Origin of the sequence: Lysinibacillus sp. UGB7 (assembly GCF_049058285.1) — a bacterium.
Lineage (GTDB): Bacteria > Bacillota > Bacilli > Bacillales_A > Planococcaceae > Lysinibacillus > Lysinibacillus sphaericus_B.
This window is the reverse complement of the sequence record NZ_JBMGUV010000029.1, coordinates 41,922-54,437: the sequence shown is the minus strand read 5'-3', so window position 1 is coordinate 54,437 and position 12,516 is coordinate 41,922. Positions and strand designations below refer to the sequence as shown.

The 12,516-nt window shown below is 38.2% G+C and carries 11 protein-coding genes; 6 read left to right on the top strand and 5 right to left on the bottom strand.

Features of this window, described 5'->3' with window-relative positions; translation table 11 throughout:
• The first annotated feature begins 3 nt into the window (after positions 1-3).
• Both queG and trmL read left to right on the top strand, forming a co-directional pair.
• A complete protein-coding gene (gene queG, locus ACOMCU_RS21270) occupies positions 4-1,134 on the top strand; it encodes a tRNA epoxyqueuosine(34) reductase QueG (protein WP_010857301.1) in 1,131 nt (376 codons plus the stop codon).
• Positions 1,135-1,148: 14 nt separating this feature from the next.
• Entirely contained in the window at positions 1,149-1,622 is a 474-nt protein-coding gene (trmL, locus tag ACOMCU_RS21265) for a tRNA (uridine(34)/cytosine(34)/5-carboxymethylaminomethyluridine(34)-2'-O)-methyltransferase TrmL (RefSeq protein ID WP_010857302.1), read from the top strand.
• 104 nt (positions 1,623-1,726) lie between these two features.
• Here trmL and ACOMCU_RS21260 read toward each other — a convergent pair whose 3' ends face one another.
• Positions 1,727-2,572: a VOC family protein gene (locus ACOMCU_RS21260; protein ID WP_421051314.1), complete on the bottom strand. Its 846-nt coding sequence runs from the start codon at positions 2,570-2,572 to the stop codon at positions 1,727-1,729.
• A 486-nt stretch (positions 2,573-3,058) separates the two neighbouring features.
• On the opposite strand from ACOMCU_RS21260, the gene ACOMCU_RS21255 reads away from it, so the two are divergent.
• Together ACOMCU_RS21255 and ACOMCU_RS21250 are read left to right on the top strand one after the other, a co-directional pair.
• Positions 3,059-3,235: a hypothetical protein gene (locus ACOMCU_RS21255; RefSeq protein ID WP_010857304.1), complete on the top strand. Its 177-nt coding sequence runs from the start codon at positions 3,059-3,061 to the stop codon at positions 3,233-3,235.
• Positions 3,236-3,407: 172 nt separating this feature from the next.
• Positions 3,408-4,238, top strand: coding sequence for an aldo/keto reductase (locus ACOMCU_RS21250; protein ID WP_421051313.1), 831 nt, complete (start codon positions 3,408-3,410; stop codon positions 4,236-4,238).
• A 163-nt stretch (positions 4,239-4,401) separates the two neighbouring features.
• On the opposite strand, the gene ACOMCU_RS21245 is transcribed toward ACOMCU_RS21250, so the two are convergent.
• The 3 genes from ACOMCU_RS21245 to ACOMCU_RS21235 all read right to left on the bottom strand — a co-directional run bounded on the left by ACOMCU_RS21245 (position 4,402) and on the right by ACOMCU_RS21235 (position 8,915).
• Positions 4,402-6,576 carry a 5'-nucleotidase C-terminal domain-containing protein gene (locus ACOMCU_RS21245; protein ID WP_421051312.1) on the bottom strand — a complete coding sequence of 725 codons (2,175 nt, stop codon included), beginning with the start codon at positions 6,574-6,576 and terminating at the stop codon, positions 4,402-4,404.
• Positions 6,577-7,378: 802 nt separating this feature from the next.
• A complete protein-coding gene (locus ACOMCU_RS21240) occupies positions 7,379-8,221 on the bottom strand; it encodes an RluA family pseudouridine synthase (protein ID WP_010857308.1) in 843 nt (280 codons plus the stop codon).
• A gap of 268 nt (positions 8,222-8,489) precedes the next feature.
• Positions 8,490-8,915, bottom strand: a complete 426-nt coding sequence (locus ACOMCU_RS21235; RefSeq protein WP_010857309.1) for a disulfide oxidoreductase — start codon at positions 8,913-8,915, stop codon at positions 8,490-8,492.
• Positions 8,916-9,116: 201 nt separating this feature from the next.
• Here ACOMCU_RS21235 and ACOMCU_RS21230 point away from each other — a divergent pair, with 201 nt between their 5' ends.
• Positions 9,117-10,232, top strand: coding sequence for a GAF domain-containing sensor histidine kinase (locus ACOMCU_RS21230; protein WP_036130920.1), 1,116 nt, complete (start codon positions 9,117-9,119; stop codon positions 10,230-10,232).
• Positions 10,233-10,246: 14 nt separating this feature from the next.
• Positions 10,247-10,894, top strand: coding sequence for a response regulator (locus ACOMCU_RS21225; protein ID WP_010857311.1), 648 nt, complete (start codon positions 10,247-10,249; stop codon positions 10,892-10,894).
• A gap of 103 nt (positions 10,895-10,997) precedes the next feature.
• Here the strand turns inward: ACOMCU_RS21225 and ACOMCU_RS21220 are convergent, their stop codons facing one another.
• Positions 10,998-12,116 carry a response regulator gene (locus ACOMCU_RS21220; RefSeq protein ID WP_421051311.1) on the bottom strand — a complete coding sequence of 373 codons (1,119 nt, stop codon included), beginning with the start codon at positions 12,114-12,116 and terminating at the stop codon, positions 10,998-11,000.
• Positions 12,117-12,516 lie beyond the last annotated feature (400 nt).

Genomic DNA, 12,516 nt, shown 5'->3' with positions numbered 1-12,516 from the left:
AAAATGAACATACATGACCTACAACGTGAATTTGTGGCGTATGCAATGTCCATTGGCGTTGATAAAATTGGCTTTACAACGGCAGCTCCATTTACAGAATTAAAAAATCGACTGCGTCGTCAGCAAGAGCTTGGCTATCAGTCAGGCTTTGAAGAAAGCGATATTGAAAAACGTACTGAGCCATTTCAACTATTAGCAGGAGCAGAAAGCATAGTTGCCATAGCGGTAGCGTATCCATCACGTATGCAGGATGCACCTGTTGGAAAAAAAGGCTCAAGACGTGGTATTTTTTGTAGAGCTTCTTGGGGTGTCGATTATCATACAGCGTTAAGAGAGCGTTTGAAACTATTATCAGCATGGCTCGAAGAACGAGTAGAGGGTGTGCGTATAGAGTCAATGGTTGATACAGGCGCACTTGTAGACAGGGCGGTTGCAGAGCGTGCGGGTATTGGTTGGAGCGGGAAAAATTGCTCTATTATTACGCCGGAGTTTGGTTCATATGTGTATTTAGGAGAGATCATTACAAATCTTCCATTTGCCCCGGATACAGCGATGGAAGATGAATGTGGGGATTGCCGCTTATGCTTAGATGTTTGCCCAACAGGCGCGTTAATAGCGGGGGGACAACTTGATTCACAGCGTTGTATTGCTTTTTTAACGCAGACGAAGGGAACTTTGCCCGATGAATTTCGTAGCCATATTGGTAATCGTTTGTACGGCTGTGATACATGCCAAACAGTGTGCCCAAAAAACAAAGGGAAGATTAACTGGATTCACGAAGAGTTTAAGCCAAATCCAGAAATCGCAAAGCCGTTACTTGTACCACTTTTGACCATTTCTAACCGTGATTTTAAAGACAAATTTGGACATGTTTCAGGCTCTTGGCGTGGTAAGAAGCCTATTCAACGCAATGCCATTTTGGCTCTAGCGCATTTTAAAGAAGAAATCGCTGTGCCTGATTTAGTGTCGCTTCTTGAAAAAGATGAACGTCCTGTTATCCGAGGAACAGCGGCATGGGCATTAGGGAAAATTGGCGGGGAACAGGCAGAAAGAGCATTACTCGCTGCGAAGGGCACGGAACAAGACGATGAAGTACTCGTTGAAATTAATAAAGGTTTACAATTTTTTAGCTAAGGAAGTGTACCGTTATGCCACTGCATATCGTTTTATATCAACCAGAGATTCCAGCAAATACAGGCAATATTGCACGTACCTGTGCTGGGACGAATACCTCTCTGCATTTAATTCGTCCCCTGGGCTTTTCAACAGACGATAAAATGCTTAAACGTGCCGGATTAGATTACTGGCATAGTGTCAATGTTGTGTATCATGATTCACTTGAGGATTTTATTGAAGTATCGAAAAATGGTGATCTATATTTAATTGAAACGTATAGTGAAGAGCCGTTTACAACACATGATTTTAGTGATCAGGAACGTGACATATACTTTATGTTTGGCAAAGAAACGACAGGCTTGCCAAAGGATTTTGCATATGAACGTCGCGATATGTGTCTGCGTATTCCTCAAAGTGAACATATTCGCTCCTTGAATTTATCGAATACAGCCGCGATTGTTATTTATGAAGCTTTGAGACAGCAAGGTTACCCAGGGTTACATTAAAAAAGCAGTTCTCATGAGGAGAACTGCTTTTTTTCTTGGGGAATATGGAAGTGACGGATAGAATCCCGAAAGTGACGGATAGAACTCTAAAAGTGACGGATAGATTAAAATTTCAGTAGCACAACATTGCCAGCAGGATCTTCTGTTTGGAAGCCACCTTCAATATCAACAATAGTTGCCCCCATAGCATGTAAGTTTTCTTTCATTTTAGCTAGTTGTTTGTCGTTATCTAATCGAAGGGTGTATGTTTTTAAGCCGACCTGATTTTCACCAAGTTTTGGGGCGTCCTCAGAATACCAAGTATTTAGACCAATATGATGATGATAGCGACCTGTTGAGATAAATAATGCCTGACCACCATAGCGTGTTACGATATCAAATCCTAAGCCTTTTGTGTAAAATTCCTCTGCTGCACTTAAACTGGAAACCGATAAATGTATATGTCCCATAACTGTGCCAGCAGGAAGTCCTTGCCATTCGCCGGTACCTTCCGCCAATATGGCTGAAATATTAAGTGGTTCTGTCACCATATGAACTTGATCGAATTGCCAAGTCCAATCACTTTCAGGACGGTCTGTATATACTTCAATACCGTTTTCATCTGGATCTCGTAAATAAAGGGCTTCACTCACATCGTGGTCAGATGCACCAAAATAAACACCCGAATTACGGAAATGACTAATAATATTTGCTAAATCACGGCGTGTTGGTAACAGTAAGGCAAAATGATACAGCCCTGTTGTTAAACTCGTTTTTTCTTCAACTGTTTCTGGCTGTACAATTGTCAGCAGTGCAGTTTTGCCATCAGCAGATAAAGTCGCCTCATGTGACCCTACTTCTAGAACTTTAAAACCAATAATATCTTGATAATATTTTAATGAACGATGTAAATCACTTACTTTGATTTCGACATTTGTAACATATGTGTTTGGTTTTTCATGAAAATGCATAAGAATGTGCCTCCAACTATAAGTTATTTTTGATAATAAACTTACTTTATGTAACTAAGTTTATTTTATATAGTACTTAAAGTCAAGCATTTATGTTTTCACCTAATACCAAGTCGTTAAGGAATTATGTCACAATCTAGGCCATCCTAAGCTTTCCCCATAAAAAAAGAAGTAACCATAATGGCCACTTCTAATAAAATAAGAAATCACTAAGCAGTAGAACACACTTAGTGATTGTCTTGAGGTATTATTTGTCCGCTTTGTAGTCGCCTTCGTAACCAGCCGTGAAAATAGCAACTAAGAAAGCAGCTGTAACACCAAGAATTAATAATAAACTCATGGAAGAACCCTCCTCATGTTTATAAAGAAATCTCCCCTAAGTATAGCTTATCTACTATGAAAAGAAAACGTCAATGCACAATAAAATATGTCAGAAATGGTTCAGTCGTTAGTATTTCGGGAAAACTAAAAAATGAGGTGATGAAAATGGATAAAAAAGTTCCAAATATTGAGAATGGTACAATGGCAGGTAATTTTGATGAGGTGAAGGAGCTAGGCAAGCAAATGGAGCGTATGCGTGATGGTTTAGAGCTTGCGGAGGATGATCGGATTACAGACCCAATTCAGGTAGATGCACCTGAAGAAAAATTCAAGAAACAGTAAGGTGCCGTAATATCGGAATTTACTGTACAAGGTGAACTATCCGCGGAGCAAGGAAGAATACCCACGAAGCGAAGGTTCTCATATATCCTATATTCGAAGAAGGGAACTTCTCCATTTTCTTAAATCCAATTTTTTGTATAATGGAACTAGGAAAAGAAAGGGGCTGAAGTTCTTGAATTTACAATCAACAAAAGTATTAACAAACGGTGTAGAAATGCCGCGTCTTGGTTTAGGTGTATATAAAATGACAGAACGCGAAGAAACATTGCAAGCAATCGATCATGCGCTTAAAGTTGGTTATCGTGCGGTTGATACAGCATCATTATATGGCAATGAGGTCGAGGTAGGCGAAGCGATTCGTCACTCAGGTGTCAAGCGGGAGGATATTTTTGTCACGACGAAGGTTTGGAATAATGACCAAGGCTACGATGCGACGTTACGTGCGTTTGAAGTGTCATTGAAAAAGTTAAATATGGAGTATTTGGATTTATATTTAACACATTGGGCAGTGCCACAAACATTTGAAGAAACGTACAGAGCTATTGAACGACTTTATGATGAAAAATTAATTCGTGCAACAGGTGTCTCAAATCACCATGAGCATCATTTACAAAAACTATTAGCAAAAGCAAATATTGCGCCAATGGTCAATCAAGTAGAGGTGCACCCTTATCTTCAACAAAATACTTTGAAGACATATTGTACAAAGCATGATATTGCACTCACAGCATGGTCACCGCTTGGTCGTGGGGGTGTGCTTGATGATCCAACAATTCTTGAAATTGGTCAAGATTTAGGGAAGACTGCTGCACAGGTAGTCCTTCGTTGGCATCTACAAAATGGCACGATTATTATTCCAAAATCGGTTTCACCGAGTCGTATCGAAGAAAATGCACAGATTTTTGATTTTGAATTAACGCAAGCTCAAATGACTCAACTGGCTTCATTGAATCTCAACAAACGTTTTGGACAAGACCCAGATAACTTTAAATTTGATTTTTAAATTATCAAAATCCGTGTCAACTGATGGACGTTTTGGTTCAGCAGGATAAGGTTTTCACAGGCATATGTTACGAATGCCACTCCGCACATATTATGGTCACATAACTATTGAATAAAGATAAAAACCCGCTCTCTAGTAGGAGAAGCGGGTTTTTCGTATAGAATTATTTTGCTTCTTTTACATAAGGAATGTAGTTAGAGAGCATTTTAGCCATATGTGCACGCGTAGCATTGTTTCCAGGCATAAATTTGCCATTTGAACCGCTAGCAATTTGTAATTCTTGCATAAGTGCAATAGCGTTTTGCGTTTCTGTATTGTATTTAGAAATATCGCTGAAATCAGCTGTTAAACCAGTTTTCGCATCATGCTGCAAGTTATAAGCACGTGCAAACATTAATGCTAGTTGAGAACGAGTTACTTTGGCAGTAGGATTGAATTTGCCATTTTGACCTTGTACGATGCCAGCTTCTGCGAGTGCTGTAATCTCTTTTTGTGTAGCTACTTCTAAACTCGTAATATCAGAGAATGTAGCTTCACCTTTTGCTTCAAGTTTTAACACACGTGCGATGAATGAAGCGGCCTGTGCACGTGTTAAATTAGCGTTTGGCGAATATGTTGTGGCTGATGTACCTTGTGTTAAATCACGGTAATAAAGATCACGAACGTAGCCCTCTGTTTCAGACCCTTTTGCAATATCTGTAAATGGAATAGTTGCTACAATACGACCTTCAACTTTAGCATCAACTTTTTTAAGCGTATTTAAATGATCGATAAACATTTCATAGTCAATTGTACCTGGCTCACTTACACGGCCGTCAGCATATACTTTTGCAAGTGTTTCGAAGCCATCGCCACCTTTAGCAGTGAAAGTATTTGTAGCACCTTTGTAAGTAGTGGCATTATCAAGTTCTTTACCGTTTAATTTAATAGAAGTGACACGTTTACCAGCTGCTGCCTTACCGTCAAATTCTACTTGTAAGCCAGAGAAGTGTAAGAAACCTCCAAATTCTTTCGGGAAGTCTTTCACACTATGTTCAGCAATTTCATAGATTTCAGCACCAGTCATTTTTACAATACCTAGTGCATTACCGAATGGCATGACAGTCATGACTTCACCTACAGTAATGTCCCCAGCGTCAATGCTAGCACGGATACCGCCACCATTTTGGAAGGCAAATTGTACTTCTGGGTCAATTTTTTGTGCACCAGCAAGCATACCGTCCGTAATGATGTTACCTAGGTTTGTTTCACCAGCACGAACGCCCCATAGACCACGCTTTCCGTCAAGTACTGAAACCGCTGTATTACCTGTAGACTGTTGTTTAACTGCAGCAATCTTTTCACTATATGGTGCTAATAATGCTGCTGCGTCAGCGTCAGCTTTTACAGGATTTTCTTTATCATTTAATGCATGTAATTGGCCAAAGTATTCAACAACTGCGCCGTTATCGTTGAAAGTTAGATCAAGCTCTCCTAAATTCTCGCTATATTGACCTGTTTGTACGATAATCGTTGGGTTTTTAAATGACGTATCAGCTTTTACAGCTTTATCTAATTTTGTATGTGTATGTCCACCTACGATAACGTCGATACCTTCTACCGCAGAGGCTAGCAATTGGTCATTATCAAATTCTTTTGAATCATCGAAACCTAAGTGTGTCAGTGCAATAATTTTATTGACACCTTGCTTTTCAAACTCTGCTACTGCTTTTTTCGCAGAATCGATATAGTTAGCAAATTGAACATTGGCAACACTTGAAATGGATGGTGTTTCTTCTGTTGTTAAACCGAAAATACCTACTTTTTCACCATCTACTTCTTTAATAATACCATTATAGATTTTACCGTTTTGGAAGTCTTTTGTAATTGTTTGAGATTGTAAGCCATCAAATAAGGAATCCTTTGAGAAATCCAAGTTACTTCCTAACAATGGGAAATCAGCACCTTTTACAAACTTCGCAAGTGCAGCATGTCCTTCAGGGCTTGACCCTAAATCGAACTCATGGTTACCAAATACCATTGCATCATAGCCCATTAAGTTCATTAACTTCATATCAACTTCTCCAGTGAATTGATTGAAGTATAGAGTACCAGAGAATACGTCACCCGCATCTAATAAAAGAGAGTTTGCATTTGCAGCACGTAGCTCTTTTACCTTTGTTGCGCGTTGTGGTGCAGCTTCAACGTGTGCGTGTGTATCATTCGAGTGTAGAATTGTTAAATTGAAACCGTCTTTCGTAGCTGTTGGTGTTGCTTCTTCAGCTTTTGCAGCAAAACCTGGTGTAGCTAGTAAACTCGCAGCGAGTGTTGTTGCTGCAATACTTTTAACCCATTTCATCAATGAATTCCTCCCTCATTATATGTCAGATGACTGACAATTTACTTTATTCTATCATGAAAAAAATCCATCGTCATTACCAATAATGGAAAATCAATATTAAATTTACTGTAAAATTTAGGGAGTTAATTATTAAATCATATATTTATACTTTTTTAGAATTATAAGTGAATTGATTTGGGGGATATGTTGTTATTTAATAGTCACCAAACAAACGCTATCAGCGCTAACCAAAATTCTTCGCACAGAAATATTTGATTGTCAACTTTAAGACCACGAGTTGATTGGAGCGAAGGCGGCGACTTCTGCGGGAACAGCATGAGCGAAAAGGCCCCTCAGGAGCGGAAAGCAACGGGTTCAAATAAATAAATACTTAAGAAAATTCCAATTTGCTTACTATATGGTCTTCAGGCACCATTTGTTCAAACTGTCAGCATGTCAATGGATGTCGTTCATTATTACTATTGTTCGTCATCCTATCCTCACCGCGATCATTTATAGACGACCCGAGTTGATTGGAGCGAAGGCGGCGACTTCTGCGGGAAAAGCATGAGCGAAAAGGCCCCGCAGGAGCGTAGCGACGAGGAGACTGAAGCCGTGCCCGCGAAAAGCGTCCGCCGTAGCGGAAAGCAACGAGTTCATATAGTTACTTCTATTTGAAAAGAAAAAAGCCATCCCAATTTCATTTGAGATAGCTTCTTCATCATAAAAGTGTAACGTAGACAGATATTTTGTTGTGTAGAAGCGATCGTGACTCCCAGAAAAGCTTGAAAATATTACTGGCTCTTGTTTGAGAAAAGTGTTACTGTTTTTCATCCTTTACTACGATGCGCTTATTTAAAAATGGATGTTCGAATTCTAATTGTATGGCGTGTAGTTCATAGTCACCACTCGCTGTTTCGCGTGCATCGTACATCGTATCTCCGATAATAGGATGACCGATATGTGCCATATGCACACGAATTTGATGCGTTCGTCCTGTTTCGAGAATCAGGTGAACAACACAAGAATGTTTATAGCGTGCTACAACCTCATAGTGAGTAACCGCATGTTGTCCTGTTTTTGACACGACTCGTCTCGTTGCATGGTGTCGGTCCTTACCGATAGATTCTGCAATAGTGCCAGAAGTAGAGCGCAGATTTCCTTGGACCTCCGCAGCATACGTACGAATGATTGTTTTTTCTTCGATCATTCGGTCAAATATCGATTTTGCAAGTGGATGCTTGGCAACAAGTAATAAGCCCTGTGTACCTTGGTCAAGACGATGAACATGCTCCGCATAAACACCATCTTGCTCCTTTATGTGCGCCATAACATGGTTCATGCACGTATGTGTATCACGCGCATCATTTGGGTGTGTCGCCATGCCTTTTGGTTTAGAGACAATCAAACAGTGGTCGTCTTCGTAGACAATATCAATCGCACACACGGGTGTTGGTTTATAGCTAGAAGAAGGGATAGGAAATGTGAATTTTATCATTGTTCCTGCTTGTAATGGTTCCTTCCACTGCAGGGGCTCGCCATCCGTTGTTGTGACCGCCTTTGCCATCCGTAATTCATGGACTAGTTTTTTTCCTAGTTTCCAATGATTTCGTAGTAGTTCCTCAACCGTCAAATTATTGTCATTTATTTTGTAATGAAACATCTATCTTCCTCCGTCGAAAAGAAGGCTGTGTAAAGGCCCCTTTATCTATTTTCTACCTAAATCGTACTCATGAAATTTTGATGCAAAAAAATTCGCTCTCTTTTGGTGGGCAATCAGCAAACCACACAGGTACTAAAGCATCTGCAGGTCTCGCTTGGTTCGCTGTCACACAAGAGTATCGCGAATTTTTTTTGTAGACAACTTATCATTTACAAAAGCATAGTTCAATTTGGAGCATCTATACCCAAATGGGATAGTCTCAATTTAATTATTTTCCTTCTTTTACAGTTTTCATTAAATAAAAGCTTGCCCCTGCAATTAAAATAAATGCTGTTAGCGCTAAAAATGGAATTGTGATGAAACCAAGCCAGTTAATGTATTGGCCTGTACAAGATACTGCACCGCAAGAGGGGGCTGAATCCGCTAAAAAGCTTAGTTTTTGAATACCATAATGATATAGTGATACGCAACCGCCGATAATGGCAAATACGGCTGTTGTTACAGCAATACGAGCATTTTTTTGAATAAAAGCAATGGTTGTCATAATGACAATTGGATACATAAAAATACGTTGAATCCAACACATTTTACAAGGCTCATAGTGACGGATTTCTGAAAAGTACAATGACCCGAATGTTGCAACTACAGAAACAATCCAAATGAATAATAAGCCATTTTCTTGTTTTTTAGACATATTAAAACTCTCCTTATTAGTAACCTTATACTTGTACGATTATAGATGTTCTGAATATAGAAGTAAATTATCTAGTAAGGATAGTGCAATCTATTTCCAACAAATGAAATTCAGTCTAAAGTATGAATGGCTGAAACGGACGCCTTTGACTTGGAAATGTTATCATTAAAATTAGTAACGCCAAAAAAAAGAGGTGTTTTTGTGAGAGAGAACGAGCACTCGAATATCAGTATTTTAAAAGAAATCGCTGAACTATTAAACGAGGAAACAGAAATTGTTACGATGCTAAAAGGCGCCCTTGTAAAATTTTTAAATGGAACCAATTTTGAAACAGGTTGGATTTTTTTTATAGATGCTAAGGGGCGGTCAGAGCTTGTTGTCCATGAGAATTTACCAGAGGCATTGGAATTTAAAAATTGTCATTATTTGAAAAAAGGTGGCTGTTGGTGTGTATCTCGATACCGCAATGAAGAACTAAAAAAGGCTTCTAATATTATCGAGTGTCAACGTATAGAAAGTGCTATAGCGGCAGATGTGGGTGATCACGCAGGTATCACCCATCACGCAACGGTACCACTTCAATCGGGGCAGGAGCGCTTTGGGGTTCTTAATGTAGCATCAAAAGATACGGTACGTTTTTCAGAGGAGGAGCTAGCCTTACTTGAATCGGTTGCCTTTCAAATGGGTTCCGCTATTAAACGAATTTTACTAACCAAGCAGGAGCAGGAAATGGCACTTGTGAAGGAGCGAAATCGTTTAGCACGTGACTTACATGATTCTGTCAATCAGTTGCTGTTTTCAGTTACATTGACGGCGAGAGCTGGGATTGAAATGAGCAACGATAGTGATGTAAAGGAAACATTTAAGGAGATTCAACATTTAACGCAGGATGCTTTAACAGAAATGCGTGCACTTATTTGGCAGCTTCGCCCCAAAGGCTTAGAAAATGGTTTATTAGAGGCGATTAAAGTCTATGCGGAAATGCTAGGCTTAAAGCTGCAAATAACGGTTTCTGGTGTGTTGCAATTTCCTTCACGTATTGAAGAAACGTTATTTCGTGTAGCGCAGGAGGCCCTCAATAATGTGCGTCGACATGCTGGCGTGTTAGAGGCGGCACTTTACATTACTGTAACTGCAACAGATATTTTGCTTGTCATTCGTGACGAAGGACGAGGCTTTGTGATTGATAAAAATGCTAGGTTGCTATCAATGGGCTTGCAGTCGATTAAAGACCGAGCAAAATCAGTTGGTGGCACAGCTGACTGGGTTAGTGAACTTGGCAAAGGAACGGAGCTGTTAATCAGATTGCCATATTAAGGGAGGGAATGAAAATGATTCGTGTATTAATAGCAGACGATCACCATGTAGTCCGTCGCGGATTATTATTTTTTTTAAAAACGCAAAAAGATATTGAAGTTGTTGGAGAAGCTAAAAATGGTATTGAAGCAATCGCATTAGCTGAAAGTATACAGCCAGATATAATTTTAATGGATTTGGTTATGCCGGAAATGGATGGTATTCAGGCAACAAAGCGTATTAAAGCTAAGTTACCACAAATACAAATTTTAATGTTAACTAGTTTTTCTGACCGAGACCATGTTGTGCCAGCCATGGAGGCAGGAGCAGCAGGCTATCAGCTAAAGGATATCGAACCAGATGAATTGGTTTTATCGATTCGTAGAATTATGCAAGGCGAGAATACATTACATCCTGAAGCAACATCAACACTTGAAATGGATAGACAACAATCAGAAAATGCACTACATGTGCTAAATCCATTAACGCCTCGAGAGCAGGATGTACTTGCAGAGCTCACAAAGGGGAAAAGTAATCGAGAAATAGCTTCTTCTTTATTCGTTACTGAAAAAACAGTTAAAACACATATTTCTAATATTTTCACGAAGTTACAGGTGCAAGACCGTACACAGGCTGCTCTATATGCCGTAAAGCATGGATTGACTGAAGGCAGTGGCATTTAGGCTGTTAGGTAGAAATGAATGAATAAAACATACCTATAAAAAATAGTAAACGGCGAGTTCCTACAAATTTGTAGTTGCCCGTCGTTTTTTGTTGAAATAAGAGTTATCTATTTTGAAATAATTTGTTGGAAAGTTCCATTAAAGTTGGGCTTGGTGTAAGTGCCAAGTCCTCCTTTAATTTTTGCTCATAGGCTAAAAAAATTTTATGTGCTTGTTTATGATGACCTGCATTCATTAGAACTTGCAAGTAGTATTCAAGCTTTTGTTCGTTGTACGGATCGTACTCTAACAGGGTGTTTAAATATTCAATGGCTGTTGCAGTTTCAGTTAATACAGTAGCCTGAAAACCTTTTTCTAATAAATCTATGTATGATTTATAAAGCTTATCTTTATATGTAGTTGCCCATCCATAATCATCAAATATTAATAAACCATTTTTATAGATAGTAAGGCATTGATTGATTAAAAAGATTGGTGGAAACTCTAATTTAGTAAAATCATTATAGTATTGTTGGAATTCATATAAATCACATGAGATATTAGGTTTTTCAAAAACATAATATTTATTGGAAAAGATGATACAGTTTGAATACCCTACGTTATTTAAAGTCTTTCTTAAGTAAGATAGCGCAGTGTGTAGGTTTGATTTAGCTCGTACATAATCTAAATCAGGCCAAAGAATTTCAATTAAATAATCACGATGAATAGGCATGTTTGGGTGCAAGATGAAATAAGAAAATAATTCTTTCGTCTTTTCAGTTTTGAAAGATACTAAGCTATTCTTGCTATACACAGCAAATTGATCGAAACATTGAACGTTTAACAATGTATTGCAAGCTTGTTGTGTTAATTGCTGCATAGAAAATTCATGCTCTATACGTAAAACTGTTTTTTCTAATCGCGCATGGCTAATTGGTTTTAGTAAGTAATCAAGACCACCAACTTCATATGCCTGTATAGCAAAATCTCGGTAAGAAGTGATAAATATAACACTTACATGTGGGCGATTAGCTTTTATAATATCTGCTACTTCAAGCCCATTCAGTTCATCCAGTTTAATCTCTAAAAATATAACCTCGAATTCCATGGAAGGAAGGTTATTTAGGAATAGTTTTACACTCGTAAAGGTTTGTATTACCTCGATTTGTTGAAAGTTTTGTAGTTTGTTTTGAAAATAGTGTAAAGCTAAAGGTTCATTGTCAATTAAAACGGCTCTAATCACATCAAAATCTCCTTTATACAATTAAATTGAAGACCATTAAACTCTAGTTCATTGCTTTTGAAAAGGCTCCTCATATATAGAGAATAGAATTTTTTTATGTTGTGTTAAGAGAATTGAAATAATTGTATAAGCGTTCTTATACTATTTTAATGAAACCGAAAAACAGCGTGATTAAAATAGAAAAATAGCTCATTCAATACTTATTCGAGATTCTTGAGTTATTTTTTTCTTTTATTGGCAAAAAACCATATTGTTTGTAATAATTTATCAGGCGTAATTATAGTACATTTGACTTAAACAAAACTCAAAAAGTACTTAAATAATACTTAATAACAAAAGGAAATAAAATTAAGATGTTATAGTAAAAAAATTTTAACATGAACCTCTCATTGTACTAAAA

Coding starts and splice junctions, on each gene's coding strand:
- queG (WP_010857301.1), top strand. CDS start 4: ATGAACATACATGACCTACAACGTGAATTTGTGGCGTATGCAATGTCC.
- trmL (WP_010857302.1), top strand. CDS start 1,149: ATGCCACTGCATATCGTTTTATATCAACCAGAGATTCCAGCAAATACA.
- ACOMCU_RS21260 (WP_421051314.1), bottom strand. CDS start 2,572: ATGCATTTTCATGAAAAACCAAACACATATGTTACAAATGTCGAAATC.
- ACOMCU_RS21255 (WP_010857304.1), top strand. CDS start 3,059: ATGGATAAAAAAGTTCCAAATATTGAGAATGGTACAATGGCAGGTAAT.
- ACOMCU_RS21245 (WP_421051312.1), bottom strand. CDS start 6,576: ATGAAATGGGTTAAAAGTATTGCAGCAACAACACTCGCTGCGAGTTTA.
- ACOMCU_RS21240 (WP_010857308.1), bottom strand. CDS start 8,221: ATGTTTCATTACAAAATAAATGACAATAATTTGACGGTTGAGGAACTA.
- ACOMCU_RS21235 (WP_010857309.1), bottom strand. CDS start 8,915: ATGTCTAAAAAACAAGAAAATGGCTTATTATTCATTTGGATTGTTTCT.
- ACOMCU_RS21225 (WP_010857311.1), top strand. CDS start 10,247: ATGATTCGTGTATTAATAGCAGACGATCACCATGTAGTCCGTCGCGGA.